The 21,734-nt window shown below is 45.6% G+C and carries 17 protein-coding genes; 6 read left to right on the forward strand and 11 right to left on the reverse strand.

The window, feature by feature from the left end:
• Positions 1–21: 21 nt before the first annotated feature.
• The 4 genes from yajC to UF05_RS16410 form a co-directional block, all read right to left on the reverse strand.
• Positions 22–351, reverse strand: a complete 330-nt coding sequence (gene yajC, locus UF05_RS16395) for a preprotein translocase subunit YajC (protein ID WP_005460204.1) — start codon at positions 349–351, stop codon at positions 22–24.
• A gap of 165 nt (positions 352–516) precedes the next feature.
• Positions 517–1,650: a tRNA guanosine(34) transglycosylase Tgt gene (gene tgt / locus UF05_RS16400; RefSeq protein WP_005460199.1), complete on the reverse strand. Its 1,134-nt coding sequence runs from the start codon at positions 1,648–1,650 to the stop codon at positions 517–519.
• Between the two features lie 147 nt (positions 1,651–1,797).
• A complete protein-coding gene (gene queA / locus UF05_RS16405; protein WP_020840131.1) occupies positions 1,798–2,850 on the reverse strand; it encodes a tRNA preQ1(34) S-adenosylmethionine ribosyltransferase-isomerase QueA in 1,053 nt (350 codons plus the stop codon).
• 305 nt (positions 2,851–3,155) lie between these two features.
• Positions 3,156–4,304: a S1 family peptidase gene (locus UF05_RS16410; protein ID WP_020840130.1), complete on the reverse strand. Its 1,149-nt coding sequence runs from the start codon at positions 4,302–4,304 to the stop codon at positions 3,156–3,158.
• Positions 4,305–4,621: 317 nt separating this feature from the next.
• On the opposite strand from UF05_RS16410, the gene UF05_RS16415 reads away from it, so the two are divergent.
• Positions 4,622–5,080: a CBS domain-containing protein gene (locus tag UF05_RS16415; RefSeq protein WP_005460159.1), complete on the forward strand. Its 459-nt coding sequence runs from the start codon at positions 4,622–4,624 to the stop codon at positions 5,078–5,080.
• 78 nt (positions 5,081–5,158) lie between these two features.
• Here UF05_RS16415 and aceA read toward each other — a convergent pair whose 3' ends face one another.
• From aceA to UF05_RS16430, 3 genes are all read right to left on the reverse strand, one after another.
• Complete coding sequence (gene aceA / locus UF05_RS16420) at positions 5,159–6,469, reverse strand: isocitrate lyase (RefSeq protein WP_005460165.1); 1,311 nt, start codon at positions 6,467–6,469, stop codon at positions 5,159–5,161.
• Between the two features lie 118 nt (positions 6,470–6,587).
• A complete protein-coding gene (gene aceB, locus UF05_RS16425) occupies positions 6,588–8,216 on the reverse strand; it encodes a malate synthase A (protein ID WP_045545502.1) in 1,629 nt (542 codons plus the stop codon).
• A 606-nt stretch (positions 8,217–8,822) separates the two neighbouring features.
• Positions 8,823–9,728 carry a hydrogen peroxide-inducible genes activator gene (locus UF05_RS16430; RefSeq protein ID WP_005460156.1) on the reverse strand — a complete coding sequence of 302 codons (906 nt, stop codon included), beginning with the start codon at positions 9,726–9,728 and terminating at the stop codon, positions 8,823–8,825.
• 199 nt (positions 9,729–9,927) lie between these two features.
• Between UF05_RS16430 and UF05_RS16435 the strand changes: the two genes are divergently transcribed.
• The 3 genes from UF05_RS16435 (at position 9,928) to ppk2 (ending at position 12,414) form a co-directional block, all read left to right on the forward strand.
• Positions 9,928–10,539: a peroxiredoxin C gene (locus tag UF05_RS16435; RefSeq protein ID WP_005381738.1), complete on the forward strand. Its 612-nt coding sequence runs from the start codon at positions 9,928–9,930 to the stop codon at positions 10,537–10,539.
• 285 nt (positions 10,540–10,824) lie between these two features.
• Positions 10,825–11,568: a copper homeostasis protein CutC gene (locus UF05_RS16440; protein ID WP_025500762.1), complete on the forward strand. Its 744-nt coding sequence runs from the start codon at positions 10,825–10,827 to the stop codon at positions 11,566–11,568.
• 69 nt (positions 11,569–11,637) lie between these two features.
• Positions 11,638–12,414, forward strand: a complete 777-nt coding sequence (ppk2, locus tag UF05_RS16445) for a polyphosphate kinase 2 (RefSeq protein WP_025624332.1) — start codon at positions 11,638–11,640, stop codon at positions 12,412–12,414.
• A gap of 60 nt (positions 12,415–12,474) precedes the next feature.
• Here ppk2 and phoU read toward each other — a convergent pair whose 3' ends face one another.
• Genes phoU through UF05_RS16465 form a run of 4 tightly spaced genes read right to left on the reverse strand, consistent with a single transcriptional unit; the run spans position 12,475 to position 17,933 of the window.
• The gene (phoU, locus tag UF05_RS16450) at positions 12,475–13,173 is read right to left on the reverse strand and encodes a phosphate signaling complex protein PhoU (RefSeq protein ID WP_005440349.1); all 699 of its coding nucleotides are present in this window, start codon (positions 13,171–13,173) and stop codon (positions 12,475–12,477) included.
• 30 nt (positions 13,174–13,203) lie between these two features.
• Positions 13,204–14,022, reverse strand: coding sequence for a phosphate ABC transporter ATP-binding protein PstB (gene pstB, locus UF05_RS16455; RefSeq protein ID WP_005460191.1), 819 nt, complete (start codon positions 14,020–14,022; stop codon positions 13,204–13,206).
• A gap of 2 nt (positions 14,023–14,024) precedes the next feature.
• Positions 14,025–15,698, reverse strand: coding sequence for a phosphate ABC transporter permease PstA (gene pstA / locus UF05_RS16460; protein WP_045545503.1), 1,674 nt, complete (start codon positions 15,696–15,698; stop codon positions 14,025–14,027).
• Positions 15,699–15,728: 30 nt separating this feature from the next.
• Entirely contained in the window at positions 15,729–17,933 is a 2,205-nt protein-coding gene (locus UF05_RS16465) for an ABC transporter permease subunit (protein ID WP_045545504.1), read from the reverse strand.
• A 208-nt stretch (positions 17,934–18,141) separates the two neighbouring features.
• Between UF05_RS16465 and ppk1 the strand changes: the two genes are divergently transcribed.
• Together ppk1 and ppx are read left to right on the forward strand one after the other, a co-directional pair.
• Entirely contained in the window at positions 18,142–20,232 is a 2,091-nt protein-coding gene (gene ppk1, locus UF05_RS16470) for a polyphosphate kinase 1 (protein WP_005460183.1), read from the forward strand.
• Positions 20,216–21,721, forward strand: coding sequence for an exopolyphosphatase (ppx, locus tag UF05_RS16475; protein ID WP_017448858.1), 1,506 nt, complete (start codon positions 20,216–20,218; stop codon positions 21,719–21,721). Before ppk1 ends, ppx begins: the two co-directional genes overlap by 17 nt.
• Positions 21,722–21,734: the final 13 nt, after the last annotated feature.

Below are 21,734 nucleotides of genomic sequence, written 5' to 3' on the forward strand. Positions count from 1 at the left end.
AGCGAGGACCCTTTAGCTGTTTTATAGAGACTTAAGCGTACCTTTTGGCAGCACTGCAGTGATGAAGTCTTTCTTGATTACAACTTCATTGTTCGCGTTAAGCTCAATTGAAATGTAGTCGTTGTCTTCAGCGATTTTAGTGATTTTACCCACTAGACCGCCGCTGGTCAGAACTTCGTCACCTTTGCCCATAGAAGACATTAGGTTCTTGTGTTCTTTAACACGTTTCGCTTGTGGGCGGTAAATCATGAAGTAGAAAATCACTGCGAACATGCCAAGCATGATTAGCATTTCGAAACCACCGCCAGCTGGCGCGCCTTCTGCTGCTGCGTGAGCCTGAGAAATAAACATTAAAACATCCTCATTATATTTTATTGATAATCCAACAAGTTGGGCTTTCGCAATTTAGATTCAAGTCTGAGAGTGACTAATAGAGATCGCTCTCTCAAAAATAACGTGCGTTAGCCTACTTTATTAGCAAAAGCCTCTGGCGACATGCCAAAGGCTTTAATTCTTTTAAGCTTTGCTTAGTGGTGGCACTTCGCGGTCACGACGAGCGTAAAACTCTTGAACAAACTCATCGAAACGGTCTTCATCAATCGCCTTGCGAATGCTTTCCATCAGACGCTGGTAGTAACGCAGGTTGTGGATCGTATTCAGACGAGCACCTAGAATTTCGTTACAACGCTCTAGGTGATGAAGGTACGACTTGCTGTAGTTCTGACAAGTGTAACAGTCACAGTGCGGATCTAACGGCGTTGTATCCGTTTTATGTTTCGCATTACGGATCTTGATCACACCACCAGTCACAAATAGGTGGCCGTTACGTGCGTTACGCGTAGGCATTACACAGTCAAACATGTCGATACCGCGACGAACGCCTTCTACCAAGTCTTCCGGTTTACCTACGCCCATTAGGTAGCGTGGCTTATCTTCTGGAAGTTGTGGACAAGTGTGCTCAAGAATACGGTGCATGTCTTCTTTTGGCTCACCAACCGCCAAACCACCCACTGCGTAGCCGTCAAAACCGATCTCAGTTAGGCCTTTTACCGATACATCACGAAGGTCTTCGTAAACACCACCTTGAACAATACCAAATAGGTTGTTCGGGTTTTCTAGCTTATCGAAGTGATCACGTGAGCGTTGAGCCCAACGTAGCGACATTTCCATCGATTTTTTCGCTTCGTTATGTGTCGCAGGGTATGGCGTACACTCGTCGAAAATCATTACGATGTCAGAGCCTAGATCTTTTTGAATTTCCATCGACTTTTCTGCATCCATGAAAATCTTGTCGCCATTCACAGGGTTACGGAAGTGAACACCTTTCTCTGTGATAGTACGCATCTTACCTAGGCTGAATACTTGGAAACCGCCTGAATCGGTAAGAATAGGACCGTGCCAGTTCATGAAATCGTGCAGGTCACCGTGCATTTTCATCACTTCTTGACCAGGACGCAGCCACAAGTGGAACGTGTTGCCTAGCAGAATTTCTGCCCCTGTGCCTTTTACTTCTTCTGGTGTCATGCCTTTAACCGTACCGTAGGTACCGACTGGCATGAACGCTGGAGTTTGGACAGTGCCGCGTTCGAAAGTCAGTTGACCACGACGCGCATTGCCGTTTTTCTTCTTAAGATCGAATTTTAATTTCACGATGCCTCCGAATGTCAGAGAAACAGTCTGACTGAGTGTTTAGGGCTCTGCCCTACTTAAGGAGCGGTCGCTTTTCCTTGCGAGAGACAAAGCAATGAATGCTTTATTTCCTAGCTTACTGCTAGCACTCGTAAATCTAATTTTTTACTAAATCGTTTTCTTTTTGATGAACATTGAGTCACCGTACGAGAAGAAACGGTATTTGTTTTCCACCGCATGCTTGTAAGCATTCATGGTGTTCTCATAGCCAGCAAACGCACTCACCAACATGATCAATGTTGATTCTGGTAAGTGGAAGTTAGTGATCAAGCAATCTACCAGCTGGTATTCGTAACCAGGGTAGATAAAAATTTCAGTATCGCCGAAGAATGGAACCAATTCTGTGCCTTTCTTCAATGCATCTTGCGCTGCACTTTCGAGTGAACGTACTGATGTTGTACCCACTGCGATGATACGACCACCGCGAGCTTTGGTTGCATTGATGGCATCCACCACTTCTTGCGGTACTTCTACATACTCTGCATGCATGTGGTGATCGTTGATGTTATCCACTTTTACTGGTTGGAACGTACCTGCACCGACGTGTAGTGTAACGTAAGCAAACTCAGCGCCTTTGGCTTTGATCTTATCTAAAAGAACGTCATCAAAGTGCAGGCCAGCCGTAGGTGCTGCTACTGCGCCTGGTTTTTGGTTATATACGGTTTGGTAACGCTCTTTATCTGCGTCTTCATCTGGGCGGTCAATGTATGGCGGAAGTGGCATGTGGCCAATTTCTTCCAGGATTTCTAATACCGTCTTATCAGAGTTAAATTTCAGTTCGAATAGGGCATCGTGGCGAGCCACCATTTCCGCTGAGTATTCGTCATTCTCGCCCACAATAATAGTAGTGCCTGGTTTTGGTGATTTAGAGCAGCGAACGTGCGCAAGAATGCTTTTATCATCTAGCATGCGCTCCACTAGCACCTCTAACTTACCGCCAGATTCTTTACGACCAAACATACGCGCTGGAATAACACGGGTATTATTGAAAACCACTAAGTCACCAGCTTGAACTTGGTTTAACACATCGGTAAATGTGCCATCTATAAGCTCGCCAGTATTGCCGTCCATTTGTAGTAGTCGGCTTGCGGTACGCTCTGGTTGAGGGTAACGAGCGATGAGTTCATCTGGAAGGTCGAAATGGAAATCTGATACTTGCATGTTACTTGTCTTATATATTGGTCAAATCACGTCAAAGAAGACGATTAAATTGCGACGAGTTTTTCGCAGCAGACTAGTATATGTTTACATGCTGCAATAGCAAGCAAATCCCCAGAATATCGCTGTAAAAGCCATGGTGAAGAGTGTAATAAAACGTGAAAATCCGCGATCACTTGGCAATATTCTTACACGGCGTAAGGACATTCATTTTGACGACGCACTCATCGTCATTTATACAGCGCCAACCTAACAATAAAACGAGCAGCGACGTGCGCTGCTCGTTTCTTTCAACATCGTTAACGTGATTAAGCTTCGCGTCTGCGCCACCATGCTAAATGAGCAAGCAGAGCCAACAACCAGAGATTTAGACTGCCGCCATCGTCATCGGACCCTTTGAAATCACAATTATTGGTTGCAATACCATCGTGACACTCTTTGCCCGCTTCTTCTCTAGCATTGATGATAAAATTTGGTTCAGTGATGTAACGGTTTGGTGGTGTGTCGGCAGTAATGTAAGACTGAACCCAATCGTAGTAGTTACTGACCTTCGTATAAAAACTTGGAATGGTCAGCGAGCCACAAGTCGGCAATACCAAAGGACCACCACTCACGACCCCAATTTGCTTGCCTGTCGCAATGTCCAGGAGCGGGCCACCGCTGTCCCCTTTACAAGCAGAGTTACCATATTGAGTGCTGCTGCTTGGCTCTAAAATCCTATTGAATGTGGGCACTGTACAGATCTTAGTCGCGTTGCTTCTAGAGTTAATCAACCCCGGATAGCTATTGCCAATTTCCAGACGCTCATAACACTTGTCTATCGGAAGAAAGCCGATCTGAGTGGTTTGTAACAAAGGAGAAGCCTCCGATGCCATTGGCGTTGTTGTTCCCCATCCATACACCTGAACATTTTCAGTTCGCTGGTTGGTGTCGTAGTTATCGTTCCAATCCGCAGCTAATCGTGCCTCAATGCTGATCATGTCTTCTTTCGTGGCGAGGTCAGCCACATTCACCCCAGTAACTGGGCGAGTAAGGTAAAGCAGCGCAATGTCATTATCGAGCGCCGTTTGAATAGGCTTCACATTCCCCTTGCTGTCAACATCCGCTTTCGAGATGCGAGTGTAGTTTGGATGCACGACAACATGCGAAACGGTGTAGTAGTTGTCGATACTCGTATCGTGAAGATTATGTACACGAGCAGTGATAGACAGTTCACCCGGCTGGGTAACGTAATAGCTCGCTTCGTTCGAACCTTGCCCCATTACGACACAGTGGGCCGCAGTCATTACCCACTGGTCAGTGACCATAGTGCCGCCACAGTTTTGAAATTCCGCCATGTTACTGGCTCGAATCGCAACGCGATCTGCAGGATTTGACTCCACACTGCCCAAAACGATGGCCTGAGCGGATTGGACACTCATTGCAGCAGCCATCAGTGCAAATAATTTTTTGTACATAATCGTCTTCAATTTGGTAAGCCTGAGCGTATCTTCTTCGAGAGACGAATCTTGGAAAATCCAACGAATAAAAATGTGCGATTCAATTCATTGGATTACCTTGGGTACACATTCAATATCAATCAAAAATGCCAACTGACTCGCACGCAAACCGACTTATTCAAATTAATAAAAACATCGATAACACACAGATTACGCAGTAAAAAAGAGGTGCAAGAGCATTGTGCTATTTAATTGATGAAAAACGAGTTGGCTCCCAGATATACGGCAAAATATTCTCTATATTTAAAGAAAGGACAATGCCGCTGGAGGTCTCTATGATCAAGGTTGAAGACATGATGACTCGCAACCCTCATACCTTGCTACGCACGCATACCTTGCGCGATGCAAAGAGCATGATGGACGCGTTGGATATTCGACATATTCCGGTTGTTGACGCCAATCATCACTTACAAGGCTTGGTGACTCAACGTGATATTCTTGCTGCTCAAGAATCCTGTTTGCACCCAGATGACGCTGAACAATCTTTTACCCTCGATACGCCTCTCTACGAAATGATGCACACTAACATCATGACTGCAGAGCCAAGAGCAGGTCTAAAAGAGAGCGCCATTTACATGCAAAAGCATAAAGTGGGTTGCTTGCCTATCGTGCATAAAGGGCATCTGGTTGGAATCATTACTGACACGGACTTCGTTACGATCGCGATCAACTTACTTGAACTGCAAGAAGAGGTTGAGCCGGAAGAAATTGAACCGGATGAAGAAGCGTTATAAAGACGAAAAAAGAGCGGCCGGGATGCCGCTCAAAATATGCCATTACTGACGCTGATTAAGGAAGTGTTGCAGTGCCAATTAGAATTGGTCTTCTTCGGTCGAACCGGTAAGCGCAGTGACAGATGAGTTACCACCTTGGATGGTGTTCGTCATTCTATCGAAGTAACCTGTACCCACTTCTTGTTGGTGAGCCACAAAGGTGTAGCCTTTCTCTGCTGCTTGGAATTCAGGACGTTGAACTTTCTCAACGTAATGACGCATACCTTCACCTTGCGCATAAGCGTGTGCCAATTCAAACATGTTAAACCACATGTTGTGGATACCCGCTAGCGTGATGAACTGGTACTTGTAGCCCATGTCTGAAAGCTCTTGCTGGAACTTCGCAATGGTTTCTGCATCGAGATTTTTCTCCCAGTTGAACGATGGCGAACAGTTGTATGCCAGCAGCTGATCTGGGTACTCAGCGTGAATCGCTTCTGCGAACTTACGCGCCTCTTCTAGACACGGCGTCGCAGTTTCACACCAAATCAAGTCTGCATATGGTGCGTAAGCCAAACCACGAGAAATCGCTTGGTCGATACCTGCACGTACACGGTAGAAGCCTTCTTGAGTACGCTCACCTTCAATAAAGTCTTTATCGTATGGGTCGCAATCTGAAGTTAGCAGATCTGCCGCGTTCGCATCAGTACGTGCAATAACTAGCGTTGTTGTGCCAGAAACGTCTGCAGCAAGACGCGCAGCTACCAGTTTTTGTACCGCTTCTTGAGTCGGAACCAGTACTTTACCGCCCATGTGACCACATTTTTTAACCGAAGCGAGTTGGTCTTCAAAGTGAACACCAGCGGCACCGGCTTCGATCATCGACTTCATCAGTTCATATGCGTTTAGCACGCCACCAAAGCCCGCCTCTGCGTCCGCTACGATTGGTAGGAAGTAATCAATACCACCTTCATCTTCAGGAGACTTGCCATTCGCCCACTGAATTTGGTCAGCACGACGGAAAGAGTTGTTGATGCGCTTAACCACTGAAGGCACTGAGTCCACTGGGTATAGCGACTGATCCGGGTACATAGTCGATGCAGTGTTGTTATCTGCCGCTACCTGCCAGCCTGATAGGTAAATCGCTTCGATACCCGCTTTCGCTTGTTGTACGGCTTGACCACCTGTCAGTGCACCAAGACAGTTTACATAACCTTTTTTCGCACTGCCGTTGACCAGTGACCACAGCTTATCAGCTCCACGTTGTGCGATTGTATTTGCTGGTACCATCGAGCCACGCAGTTCTACGACTTCTTCTGCAGTATACGTACGCTTTACGTTTTTCCAGCGTGGATTCGTTGCCCAGTCTTTTTCCAGAGCTTCAATTTGTTGGCGGCGAGTCAATGTCATTGGTCTATCCCTCTTTATTATTTGCACTTTTGTTTGTGCGTTGAGTTTCCGTTCTCAGGCAGTACATCCCTATCTGCCTCGAAAGTTTTCACGTTATTGGTATTACAGTTAAGAATTCTTAGTCCAGATAGTCATAACCAGGGACGGTTAAGAAGTTGGTTAGCTCATCGCTAGTTGTTAGCTTCGCCATCAATTGTGCGGCTTCTTCAAAACGCCCGGCTTGATAACGTTCTTCGCCCACTTCTTGTTTCACTACTTCCACTTCTTCTTGCAAGTAGGTTTCGAACAGTGCTTTTGTCACCTGTTGACCATTGTCGAGTGACTTACCGTGCTGAATCCATTGCCAGATTGAGGCGCGAGAAATCTCAGCAGTCGCAGCATCTTCCATTAATCCGTAGATTGGTACACAGCCGTTTCCAGAAATCCAAGCTTCGATGTATTGCAGCGCAACGCGAATGTTGTGGCGCATGCCTTCTTCTGTACGTTCACCGTCACACGGTTCTAGCAACTCGGCTGCGGTAATTGGCGCATCTTCGGAGCGACTAACATCTAGTTGATTTGTTCGCTCTCCAAGTGCCGCACTGAATACTTCCATAGCAGTATCAGCTAGACCCGGGTGAGCAACCCACGTACCGTCGTGACCGTTATTCGCCTCAAGTGATTTATCATTGTGAATTTTATCCAACACTTTCTGGTTTTCTTGCGGGTCTTTCGCGGGAATAAAGGCGGCCATTCCTCCCATCGCGAAAGCACCACGCTTGTGACAAGTACGAACCAACAAACGCGAATAGGCGTTCAAAAATGGTTTGTCCATGGTGACGACTTGGCGATCCGGCAGAACACGATCTGGGTGTTTCTTCAATGTTTTGATGTAACTGAAAATGTAATCCCAACGACCACAATTCAGCCCTACGATGTGCTCTTTAAGTGAGAACAAAATCTCATCCATCTCAAACACAGCTGGTAACGTTTCGATCAGCACGGTCGCTTTGATCGTGCCAGTCTCTAAACCAAAATATTCTTCTGTGAAATGGAACACTTCACTCCACCACTTCGCCTCATGATGAGACTGCAATTTAGGAAGATAGAAATATGGACCGCTGCCTTTTTGAAGCAATGCTTTGTGGTTATTGTAGAAATACAGTGCAAAATCAAAAAGCGCGCCTGGAATGATCTGACCGTGCCACGTCACGTGTTTTTCTTTTAAGTGAAGGCCGCGAACACGGCAGATCAACACCGCTGGGTCGTCCACCAGCTGATAATGCTTGCCATTGCTAGGGTTGGTGTAGCTAATGTTGCCATTAACGGCATCTCGCAAGTTAACTTGACCATCGAGAACCTTGTCCCAAGCTGGCGACATAGAGTCTTCGAAATCCGCCATGAATACTTTTACATTTGCATTCAAAGCGTTGATCACCATTTTGCGATCCGTTGGGCCTGTAATCTCAACACGGCGATCTTGTAGATCCTGAGGAATACCTAAGATCTTCCAGCTACCTTCACGAATATCTTGTGAGTCAGGCAGGAAGTCTGGCAACTCCCCAGCGTCGATGCGTGCTTGCTTTTCTTCTCTCGCTTCCAACAACTCTTCAACACGCCCAGCAAATTTTTCACACAGCAGAGATAAAAAGGTTTGGGCTTCAACAGGGAAAATAGCTTGATGCTCCGGAGCAAGTGCTCCAGTCACCTCAAGCATGCCTTGGGTTTGCTGTGATGGTGGTGTTTTTTGTTCTGTCTGAGCAAGCATAATCATTCATCCTTAACGTGCTTTATCTATCTTGGGCAGTCAGCGTAAAGCTACATTTGTAAGTTATGAACAACAAAATACATCCTTTAACTTTGTGTTCAATCTGTGTGGCCGTGTTCATAGATTGCTTAAGCCTGAGTGCTTTTTCAATCTAGACATAAGTCTTAGCAGCCTTTAAATAAGCTATATCAACAAAGGGTTTAACGAAACCCCCTAGACAAACAAAACACAAAATTCGAAGTTTTATTCGGCACCAAACAAAGCACTGATTTTGGATGCTAATTTGTAAGTTATTACGTAATTAAATTACATTAAATTTTGCAATGAAATATGATTTAAAACAGGTGTATGAATATAGAGGCAAGCGAGAAAACCTTGTACTCATAAGGTCTAGCGTAAGGAATTTAAACGGAGGTTAAACACAATGCGCAGCCAATTGTGTAAAATTAACATTGTGAAATTTCACAATTTTATGAAAGCTTCACGAAAATAAAGCTGTGAAATTTTACAAGTCAAAGTTCACCGACAGAATAAAATACTAGAAAGCGCACCGTTTCCAGTGCGCTTTTAGAGAAATAGTGAGGAAGTAAAGGCTAATACTAATAGCTAAAGCAGTTCGGAAACCACATCTGCAAGTTGGTTAAAAGTGTTTGTTCTTGATGAACTAGGGCGCCAAACCAAACCAATTTCGCGATACGCTTGCTGGCCAGGAGGGTCGATCACCACCAAATTTTGGTTGTGTAACAAGCCGTGTTCGATTGCCATTTGAGGAATAAAAGTGGTACCTAAGCCGTTCGCGACCATCTGCACCAAGGTATGTAAGCTGGTTGCCGTAAACGGGTTAATTTTCTCTTTATCGGTCAGCTTACAAGCGGAAACTGCATGTTCAGTTAAACAATGCTCTTTCTCTAATAGGAACACCGACTCATCCGGCAGATCGTCATAACGGATCGGTACAGGAATCGAATCGACTTGGTTTGCACTGATCACCATACGGAACGGATCTTTGCCGACGACGCGACTCTCCATACCATCGATTTCAACTGGCAACGCTAAGATCAGTACATCTAACTCACCATGACGCAGCGCTTGCAACAAATTGGTGGTGGTGTCTTCTCTTAATAGAAGGTTTAGCTGAGGGAATCGATAATTCACCTCTTGGACGAGGTCACACAATAAGAACGGTGCAATCGTCGGAATACACCCAACCTTCAACTGGCCTTTCATATCATCGCCCTGACATAATCGGCCAAGTTCTACTAAATCTTGTCCTTTGGCCAATAGCTCTCGACCTTGCTTTACGACCATTTCTCCGGTCTGGGTAAAAACCAACGGGCTTTTCTTGTCTTTCTTTTCGTAAAGCGGACAACCGATCAACTCTTCAAGATTCTGAATCCCTTTACTTAACGTTGATTGACTGACAAAGCAGCGTTCTGCTGCCTCGCTAAAATGTCGAGTTTCATGCAGTGTCACTAAATAATGTAACTGCTTCAGACTGGGCCATTTATTCATAATTGTATTTGTATCTACCGCTGTTCCAGTGATCGAGTTAATAGTTTTGTTGTTATCGCTTTTTTCGATTAACTCAATCTATTTATTTCGCTTTTTTCAATACTACAATCTGTACTATAGTTTGTCTCGAACAAACACGGACCAAACCGACATTACTGTATTTGGTTTGGAACTAACCATACTTTTTAGGAGCAAAAAAATGGTACTAGTAGGTCGTCAAGCCCCTGATTTTACTGCAGCAGCTGTTCTAGGTAACGGTGAAATCGTTGAAAACTTCAACTTTGCAGAGTTCACTAAAGGTAAGAAAGCAGTAGTTTTCTTCTACCCACTAGATTTCACTTTCGTTTGCCCATCAGAGCTAATTGCATTCGACAACCGTCTAGCTGATTTCCAAGCTAAAGGTGTTGAAGTTATCGGTGTTTCTATCGACTCTCAGTTCTCTCACAACGCATGGCGTAACACTGCTATCGAAGATGGCGGTATCGGTCAAGTTAAGTACCCACTAGTTGCTGACGTTAAGCACGAAATCTGTAAAGCTTACGACGTTGAGCACCCAGAAGCAGGCGTTGCTTTCCGTGGTTCTTTCCTAATCGACGAAGAAGGCGTTGTACGTCACCAAGTAGTTAACGACCTACCTCTAGGCCGTAACATCGACGAAATGCTACGTATGGTTGATGCTCTAAACTTCCACCAGAAGCACGGCGAAGTATGTCCTGCACAATGGGAAGAAGGCAAAGCAGGTATGGACGCATCTCCAAAAGGTGTTGCAGCGTTCCTATCTGAGCACGCAGCTGACCTAGGCAAAAAATAATAGACCTTCACCCAAGCTCAACGGGTGTGATGGTTGGATGTATATATAAAGCAAAAAGCTATAGCGGGAAAACCGCAAACGCCAATCAGTCTAAGTAAAGTCCTATCGAAGCCCAGAGTATATGCTCTGGGCTTTCTTTTATCTTCAATAAATGTGCTCAAATGAGGTAACACCTAGGCGAAAACTTTACCTCTATTTCCCATCGACATCATACAGATTCTGCCTGTTGGCCCTGCTAATATCTTAGCCATAACACTTACTGTAACGTTAGTAGGATGAATCAAAGTGGTTACTCATCTAGAAGTCTGTATTGATAATATTGAATCTCTTCATTACGCCATTGCTGGTGGCGCAACTCGTATTGAGCTTTGCTCATCTCTCGCATTGGGTGGCTTAACGCCAAGCTTCGGTTTTATGCAGCAAGCGGCCAAACAATCTTCTGTGCCTGTGTATGCCATGATTCGTCCACGCCAAGGCGACTTTTTCTATAACGAAGAAGAGCTAGATATGATGCGCTGGGACATCGAAGCCGCCCATCAATCTGGTTTAGATGGAGTGGTGCTTGGCGTACTGACACAAGAAGGTGATATCCACATGCCGTTTGCCACCGCATTGTGCGAATTTGCACAAGCTCTGGGTCTTGGCATCACGTTTCATCGTGCGTTTGATCAGTGTCGCAATGCAGAACAAGCGTTGGAAGATATCATCCATTTAGGTTGCGAACGTATTCTGACTTCAGGCCTCGCTCCATCTGCACCAGCAGGCGAGAGCGTACTTAAATCTCTTGTGGAACAAGCCCAAGGGCGCATTGCGATCATGGCCGGGGCGGGAGTGAATGCAGACAACGTCCGTCATTTAGTCAAAAACACGAACGTGCAAGAAGTCCATCTTTCAGGCAAGACCACACGCCCTAGCCAAATGACCTTTATTGCTGAACAAAGCAAAATGGGCGCTTCAGATGTCGATGATTTTGCGATTCCTATTACCAGTACTCAAGCCATCGCCAACGTCGCAGCAGCTCTCAAATAACACAATCGAAATCCCCACTTTCTACGTTGAGTGCTAACATATTGAGCATCAAGGAGTGAGGAACGAATAATGTCTAAGCTAAAGAAAAAGGAATACGAACAAGAGCTTAAAAAGCTGCAGGTCGAATTGGTAAAGCTGCAAGAATGGGTTAAACACAAAGGACTAAAAGTCGTCGTTCTGTTTGAAGGCCGTGATGCCGCAGGCAAAGGCGGCGTAATTAAGAGAATTACGGAAAAGTTAAATCACCGAGTTTGCCGCGTAGTGGCATTGCCCGCACCGACTGAAAAAGAAAAGACACAATGGTACTTTCAACGTTATGTCGCGCACCTGCCATCCGCCGGTGAAATCGTCTTGTTTGACCGCAGTTGGTATAACCGCGCAGGCGTCGAAAAAGTCATGGGCTTTTGTACGCCAGATGAATATGAAGAATTTCTACGCTCTTGCCCTGAATTCGAGAGAATGCTGCAACGCTCAGGCATTATTTTGCTCAAGTACTGGTTTTCGGTATCCGACGAGGAGCAGGAAAAACGCTTCTTAGGGCGAATCAACACGCCGATAAAGCGCTGGAAGTTCAGCCCGATGGATCTAGAATCTCGACACCGCTGGGCTGAGTATTCTGAAGCAAAAGACAAGATGTTCGCTTACACCGACACCAAAAACTGTCCTTGGTGGGTTGTACCTTCAGATTCAAAACAAAAAGCGCGCTTAAATTGCATTAGTCATCTACTCAGTCAAATTGAATACAAAGCGCTAAAGTACCCACCAATTGAGTTACCAGAGATCAATAAAGAGGGCTACGTCAGAGCGCCAATAGACGATCAAACGTTTGTGCCGGATAAGTACTGATCTCGGATTCTAAGATCCAAAAGACCAGCGTTCGCTGGTCTTTTTCATTTACATGAAGCGTTACTTCAACACATCATCAATGCTTTGATCACCAAGGTGACGAACGTCCTTACCTTTCACAAAGTAAATAATGTATTCACAAATGTTTTGGCAACGATCCCCTACTCGTTCAATAGCGCGAGCAGACCACATCACCTGAAGAATATGCGGAATATTTTTTGGGTCTTCCATCATGTAAGTCATGAGCTGACGGATCACCGCTTCGTATTCGGCATCCAGCTTATCATCGAGTTTGTGAACCTCTGCTGCGGCTTCAACATCCATACGAGCGAATGCATCCAAAACCTGATGCAACATTTGAATCGCCTGACGGCAGAGAGGTTCTAATGAAACTTGGAATTGGCGTTCTTTCGATGACGGGCTTTCGATAGCGACATAAGCAATGCGTGTCGCGACATCCCCAATGCGTTCAAGATCAGTAATGGTCTTGATGATCGCCATAATCAGACGCAAATCTTTCGCAGTCGGCTGACGTTTGGCGATGATGCGAGTACACGCGTCATCAATCGATACTTCCATTGCATTCACTTTATGATCGTCACGCACAACCTTTCGCGCGAGCTCAATGTCTTCTTTATGCAAGGCTTGAATAGCATACGAAAGCTGCTGTTCCACCAAGCCACCCATGGTTAACACATGAGTACGAATCGATTCTAGCTCTACGTTAAATTGTCCTGAAATATGACGTCCAAAGTGCATGATTTTCCTTATTCCGTGTTTGGTCGAGCCTTAGCCGTATCGACCAGTAATGTAGTCTTCTGTCTGTTTCTTCATTGGCGATGTGAAGATTGAGTCTGCGTCGGAGTATTCAATCAACTTACCCATGTGAATGAATGCGGTATGGTCACTCACTCGCGCGGCTTGCTGCATGTTGTGGGTAACGATCACGACAGTATATTGAGTCTTAAGCTCGTTGATAAGTTCTTCAATAGTTAAAGTTGATATTGGATCCAGTGCCGATGTTGGCTCATCCAATAGCAGCACTTCTGGTTCAATTGCTACAGCACGCGCAATAACTAAACGTTGCTGCTGACCACCCGAAAGTCCAAATGCGTTTTCGTGCAATCTATCTTTCACTTCATCCCACAACGCAGCAGAGCGAAGCGAGCGTTCAACCGCATCATCTAATGTGCGACTGTTCTTAACACCTTGTAAGCGTAAGCCATAAACCACATTCTCATAAATCGACTTAGGAAATGGGTTGGGACGCTGAAAAACCATTCCAACGCGACGCCTAAGCGTTGCTACATCGACATTCGGGTGATAGACGTTCTTACCGTGCAAACGAACTTTTCCGGTGACTTTACATCCTTCCACCAAGTCGTTCATACGATTGATACAGCGCAACAATGTCGATTTACCACAACCAGACGGGCCGATAAATGCTGTCACTCGCCCTTTTGGGATACGCATCGAAATATCGTGTAATGCCTGCGCTTGACCGTAGAAAAGATTAAGGTTCTCTATCGAGATCGCCGTTTGTTCATCCGTTAAGTTATGGACGTCCAGTGGTGGCTCATAACCTAATGTATTATCGAAATTAAACATACTTAATCTTGTCCTAACGTTCTGTATTTTTCTCGTAAATTATTGCGAATGCTGATTGCTGTTAAGTTTAGTCCGACAATCACGGTAACGAGTAAGAAGGAAGTGGCATACACCAGCGGGCGCGCCGCTTCAATGTTGGAGGTTTGAAATCCAACGTCGTAAATATGAAAACCTAAGTGCATGAACTTTCTGTCCAAATGCACGTAAGGGAACTGACCATCAACAGGCAAACTGGACGCCAATTTCACAACCCCCACTAGCATTAGTGGCGCGACTTCCCCTGCGGCACGCGCAATCGCCAGAATCAAACCAGTGATAATCGCAGGCGTTGCCATTGGTAATACCACGCGCCACAACGTTTCAAATTGCGTCGCGCCAAGCGCCAAAGAACCGTGGCGTACTGAGCTCGGAATACGTGTTAAGCCTTCCTCTGTCGTAACAATAACCACGGGCAGTGTTAATACTGCTAGCGTCAAAGCCGACCACAACAAACCCGGCGTACCAAAAGTTGGCGCTGGTAATCGCTCGGCATAAAACACGTTATCGATGGAGGCTCCGATGGTATAGACAAAGAAACCCAACCCGAACACGCCATACACGATCGAAGGAACCCCCGCCAAATTGATGACCGCAATTCGAATAATTCGCGTAAGTGCGTTGTTCTTCGCGTATTCATGCAAGTAAATCGCAGCAACCACCCCAAGCGGCATCACGATAATCGACATGATAAGCACCAAGAAAACGGTTCCGAATATTGCAGGAAAAACGCCGCCCTCAGAGTTCGATTCTCTTGGGTCTTCGGATAAGAATTTCCAGACCTGTTTACCCCAATGCATCACTTTGTCAGGTAACGACATTTGGTTTGGGTACCAGTAGTCCAAAATATCTTCAAGGGGAATCGAAACATGAGAACCCGTCATGTCCTCAACAATTAGTGCATAGCCAGAAAGCTGTAAACGCAAGCCATCCAGTTGTAAGTCCAACTTCGCCAGCTCTTGTTCCACTTGCTCTTTTTGTTGCAAGTTCTGCGCTAAAAAATCCTCCGTTACGGTGTTGTTGAGCTCATGTTTACGCTTGTCTAAACGCAATTGCTCAAGCTTCCAACCCAGGTCTTTCAGTTGGTCGACGACCAAAGAATCAATCTCGTGGCGCAGCGTTTCTGCGTCATCAAGTTTTTTGTTCAACACCGTTTGGATATCAGTTTGATAGAGCTTGTCGCCATCTTGAAACGCCACCAGCTTACCAAAAAAGTATCCACCACTGCTGCGCTCAATCACCGCCCACTCTTTGGGTGTAGTTGGCTCATCCAGCTGCATCTGCAATACGGAAATAAAATCGGCCGGATATAACTCGCGATTCGCAATTTTGATGTTCAATCGAGTCGCGAAATCCTCATCTTCGTCTAACTTCTTGACGGCATCCACTGGAAGATAGCTTCTCGGAACAAAGCTGCGCTCGTAAATCTGGCCAATCAAAATGGTGTTTTCATGCAGCACTTCACCTTGCACCGGTGTCAACGACGTTACGTTCCATTGATACAATGGCACAGGCCAGAAATAGGTTAACCCTTTCCAACCAATGAGGAGCAATAACCCTAACACCGATAACAGACTAATGCTGACCGCACCGCCTGTTAGCCATATCCACGGTGCGCCAGAACGAATCCAATTTAACATTCAGTAACTCGCTCTTTTTCCTGTTCTAAACTACAACGCACGGTATTTATCTCTCAATCTTTGACGTACCAACTCTGCCAGCGCGTTCACAGCAAAGGTGAAGACAAACAAAATCAACGCAGCGAGGAACAACAAACGATAATGCGAACTGCCAACCTCTGACTCTGGCAACTCCACCGCAATGGTTGCCGATAAGCTGCGAAGTCCTTCTAAAATGTTCCAGTCCATCAACGGCGTGTTGCCAGTCGCCATCAAGACAATCATCGTCTCACCAACTGCACGTCCAAGCCCCATCATAATGGCGGAGAAAATACCTGGGCTGGCCGTAAGTAGCACGACGTAAATCAAGGTTTGCCAAGGAGTGGCCCCAAGCGCTAACGATCCATCAGACAAGTGCTTTGGTACAGAGAAAATGGCATCTTCCGCAATGGTAAAAATGGTAGGAATCACGGCAAAGCCCATCGCAAGGCCAACCACCAAAGAATTACGCTGATCAAAACCAATCCCGTGATTGGTCAAAAACAAACGCATGTCGCCACCAAAGAAGGTTTGTTCAATACTTGGAGAAATCCAAACTCCGATACCAATCAACAGTAAAATCACTGGCATAAGAACCAGCGCATGCCATCCATTAGGTAGACGATTACGCAGAGATTGAGGTATCAGAGCCCACAAGCCCCCCATGACCATGGTGCTCAATGGCAACACAAACAACATCACCACGACAGTAATCAGATGGTCTTCGACTATCGGAGCAAACCATAACCCGGCAAGGAAACCGATGATGACGGTCGGCAGTGCTTCCATCAATTCAATGGACGGCTTAACTACTCGACGCATGCGTGGCGACATAAAATACGCCGTATAAATAGCGCCTAGCACCGCCAAAGGCACTGAAAACAGCATCGCAAACATAGCCGCTTTTATCGTGCCGAACGCAATCGGCACCAAGCTAAATTTGGCTTCAAAGTTATCGCTGGCCGATGTAGATTGCCATACAAATTCAGGCTCTGGATAGCCTTCGTACCACACTTTCTGCCACAGTGAAGAAAGCGAGACTTCAGGGTAAGAGTTATCGACCTCCGCCACCTTTAACGAGTCATCATTCCAAGTAATCAGATAGCGTTCATTGTTCGACATTGCCGCCATCGCAGGCGCTTGTTTATAAGCTCGCTTAAACAACACCAGTTTTTCACTGGTCGTGTAATGACTCTGAAGCGTACCGTTGGTGTAGAAACTGTAGAATCCTTTGCGGTGTGAATCCGGCAATAAGTATTTAAGTTCAGACGCTAATTTGAAGTCACGAATATGAGTTAAGGTTCGCTTATCATTTTGCAAAGTATCAAACCATTGCGAAACGCGACCATCATTGTGCGTCACCAACAGGGAATATGCGCCCGCAAGCAAATCAATCGTTCTTACAGAATGCTTTTTATCCCCTTGAGTAAGATCGATAACTTCGCGCACCGTAAACTTTTGAGCGGCTTTGGTCAGAACAATTAACTCCGAACCATCACGCAAATAAAGCGTTTCACCATCCGGTGTTAAGAGCATCTGTTGGGGAGCGTCAAAGCCCGCAGAAAAGGAAAAATCTATCGTGGTTGGAGCGACGCCTAGCGCAGACTTTTCTTGCCAACGCGCTTTGACTTTCCCGCTGCGAGTCTGCCAAACAATAGTTGGAGTTTGTGTTGACGCATTGAAGGCAAATTGAGTCACAGGATCTTGCGCGTCGGTGAGCGTCAAATTCATATCCGTCGACAGCGCCACCACTTCTGGCGGGCGAGTATTTTCTCTCAACGTCGCGTTGAATTCTGGCTTGAAGATATGAGCTAGACCTTGTTCATCCACTAATCCATACCAACCAAGGCCAGGAGCCGATTGAGAAAAAGATACCGGATTAGTCGCTAACTGTTGAGTATAAATGGCGGGCTTGTCAGGTGCGTCCATCGATAAATATTGAATCTCACCACTTTGCGTTAAAACGAAAGCAAGTTGTGAATAGTCATCGACAGAAATGGCCAGAGGCATGCCTACTTGCGTGGTTCGAGTCGCGTGATTAGGTTTGATCTCTGCATCAGAAAACAGAGGAATGATCACCATCGCAAGGTAGACGAAGATCAGAATAAGGGCAGCGAGCACACCCACTCCACCAGATGTCACTGCAAGTCGAACTAAACGATCTTTAATCAGCCGTTTCTTATCTTTTTCCTGCAATGAAAACTCGGCTTGGGCCATGTATCTCTCTACCTTTTTTGACTTAGTACTAGAATATGTCGTTAAGATGACAATTATATTACAGATCACATTAAACACCTGAAAAGAATACAACTCTTATGCAATGCGTGGTATGAAATATATCTGTAACAAAAATCTCATAATGTTTTCACTCGTCTGTTTATCCCCATGATCAGTACGATTACTTCACTTTAGGCTAGGTAAGGTTATGAGCGCAGAAAAACTATATATAGAAAAAGAGCTTAGTTGGTTATCTTTCAATGAACGAGTGTTACAAGAAGCGGCCGACAAAACCGTTCCGTTGATCGAGCGTATTCGTTTTCTTGGGATCTTTTCCAACAACCTCGACGAATTCTACAAAGTGCGCTTCGCTGATGTGAAACGTCGTATTTTGATCAACCAAGAGCGAGGAGGGAGTGACAACTCCAAGCGTCTGTTGAGTAAGATGCAAGCCAAAGCCCTTAAGCTTAACGAACAATTCGACGAACTTTACAGTGAATTAATTAGAGAAATGGCACGGCGTCGCATTTTCTTGGTCAATGAGCATCAACTCGATGAAGCGCAGGAAAAGTGGATCACCAAATACTTCCGCAAAGAAGTCATGCCACATATCACGCCTTTGTTGATGAAAGATGAAATCGACGTGCTGCAATTCCTCAAAGACGAATACGCTTACATCGCCGTCGAACTGCGCAAAGAAGACCACTCTCAATACGCTCTCATCGAAATTCCAACCGACCACCTGCCACGCTTCGTGATGGTGCCAGAGCAAAAAGGCAAACGCCGTAAGACCATCATCTTGCTTGATAACATCATCCGATACTGTTTAGACGAGCTATTTAAAGGCTTTTTCGATTATGATGAGCTCGCAGGCTACGCGATGAAAATGACGCGTGATGCAGAGTACGACTTGCGTAATGAAATCGAATACAGCTTGCTAGAGCAAATGTCAGCAGGCGTAAACCAACGTTTAACCGCCATGCCAGTACGCTTTGTGTATGAGCGTGAAATGCCGCAAGAGATGCTCGACTTCTTGTGCAGCAAACTAAGAATTTCCAATTACGACAACCTAATTCCAGGTGGACGCTACCACAACTTCAAAGATTTCATCGCTTTTCCAAACGTCGGGCGAGAATACCTCGAAAACAAACCAATGCCACCAATGAAGTGTGCAGACTTTGAAGGTTACGCCAACAGTTTCGAAGCCATCAAAGCCAAAGACATTCTGCTCTACTACCCTTATCACACCTTTGACCATATTGGTGAATTGGTTCGCCAGGCCTCCTTTGACCCGAAAGTGCTCAGCATCAAAATTAATATCTACCGTGTAGCCAAAGACTCTCGCTTGATGAACTCTTTGATTGATGCAGTGCATAACGGCAAAAACGTTACTGTAGTCGTTGAGCTGCAGGCGCGATTTGATGAAGAAGCAAATATTGAATGGTCAAAAGTTCTGACTGAAGCTGGCGTGCACGTCATCTTTGGTGCGCCCGGTTTAAAGATTCACTCAAAGTTATTGATGATCAGTCGCCGTGAAGGTGACGATATTATTCGCTACGCGCACATTGGCACGGGCAACTTCCACGAAAAAACCGCTCGAATCTATACCGACTTTTCGCTGCTCACCGCAGACCAAGAAATCACCAATGAAGTGCGCAACGTGTTTGGATACATTGAGAACCCTTATCGCCCAGTGAAGTTCAATCACTTGATGGTTTCTCCGCGTAATTCGCGCACCCAAATTTACCGCCTGATTGACAATGAAATCGCCAATGCAAAGGCGGGCAAAAAGGCAGGATTAACCATAAAGGTCAACAACCTCGTAGATAAAGGCATCGTCACCCGTCTTTACGCAGCAAGCAACGCGGGGGTAAAGATCAACATGATCATCCGAGGCATGTGTGCGTTGGTTCCTGGAATTGAAGGCGTCAGCGAAAACATTCGAATCATCAGTATCGTTGATCGCTTTTTGGAACACCCACGCGTAGTGATCACGCACAATGATGGGGATCCTCAAGTCTACATTTCATCTGCCGATTGGATGACACGAAACATCGATCATCGTATCGAAGTTGCCGCTCCTGTTCGTGATCCACGTTTGAAACAGAGAATTATTGATATAACTAACATCCACTTTACCGATACAGTAAAGGCACGTTTGATAGACAAAGAGATGAGCAATAGCTATGTACCGCGCGGAAACCGTAAAAAAGTTCGCTCACAAGTTGCCATCTACGACTATCTTAAAAATATAGAAAAGCAAACGAGAAGACAAAAGTCAGATGTCTCAGATACTTGAACAAGATGAACGCTATATTGCCGCGATCGATCTCGGCTCTAATAGCTTCCACATGGTGGTGGCGAAAGTGGTCGGCAGCGACCTACAGCTCATCAGTCGCCATAAACAGAGGGTTCGTTTAGCCTCTGGCCTAGACAGTGAATTGAATTTAAGTCACGCCTCCATGGAGCGAGCGTTGGAGTGTCTTGCGATGTTCGCAGAGAGGCTGCAAGGCTTTGAGGAATCCAATGTGCGCATCGCTGCTACACACACGCTAAGAAGAGCGAAAAACGCGCATTTGTTTATCCAACGTGCAAAAGCAGTCATGCCGTTCCCGATAGAGATTATTCCGGGAGAGGAAGAAGCGCGCCTAATTTACTTGGGTGTCGCACACACTCAAGTGGAATCTAATTCTAAACTGGTGGTCGATATTGGCGGTGGCAGCACCGAGATGATCATCGGACAAGAGTTCGAGCCAGAACTGCTTAATAGCAAACAGATGGGTTGCGTCAGCTTTACACAGCAGTACTTCAAAAATGGCAAGTTATCGAGCAAAAACTTTAGCAAAGCCATGCTCGCTGCCGAACAAAAGCTAGAGTCCATCGCGACCAAATACCGCAAGAAAGGTTGGGATATTGCACTCGGCTCATCAGGCACCATCAAAGCGATTCAAGAAGTATTGATTGGGCTGGGCTTTGAAGACGGTCTAATCACAGCAAAGCGTCTGAGTAAGCTCATTGATACTTTAAACGAGTTCGCGTCAATTGATGATATTCAGTTGACTGGCTTGACCGATGAACGTAAACCGGTATTTGCCGCTGGTGTGGCGATTTTAGCTGCGATTTTTCAGGCACTAAAAATCGACCAGATGTTTTTCTCTGATGGAGCATTGAGAGAAGGCTTGTTATATGAAATGGAAGAGCGGTTTGCTCGCTCTGACATTCGCATGCGTACCACGGAAAACCTAGCACAAAAACATCGTGTGGATCTCGAGCACGCTGCACGCGTAAAAGGTCACGCACGCGAGATGCTTGAACAAGTACATTCTGAGCTTGGGATTAAAAAGAAAAGCGAACTGTTTGATTTATTAGAATGGGCCGCTCTGCTGCATGAAGTTGGGCTAAGCATCAACCTACGCAGCTTCCATCGCCACTCGTTTTATATTCTTCTGCATTCAACCCTGCAAGGTTTTAACCGTGAGCAACAACTCGTCTTGGCGACGCTTGCACGCTTTCAACGCAAAGCGCTAAGGCTCAATGAGTTACCAGAGTTCAACCTCTACAAACAAAGTGATGTGTTAAGCCTGATTAAGATTCTTCGTCTGTCCATAGTCCTTAATGGGCAACGCAACGACGACCCACTACCTGACATCACTTTATCGATCAAAGGCGATGAATGGATGCTCACTTGTACCGATGAAGCATGGTTAGATAATAATAAGTTGCTGCATGCCGATTTGCTGGAAGAACAAGATAGATGGGCAAGTGCGAGGTGGACACTCACTTTTTAGTTTTCGGTACAAT

Origin of the sequence: Vibrio sp. S457-15, assembly GCF_000960545.1 — a bacterium.
GTDB classification, from domain to species: Bacteria; Pseudomonadota; Gammaproteobacteria; order Enterobacterales; family Vibrionaceae; genus Vibrio; species Vibrio parahaemolyticus.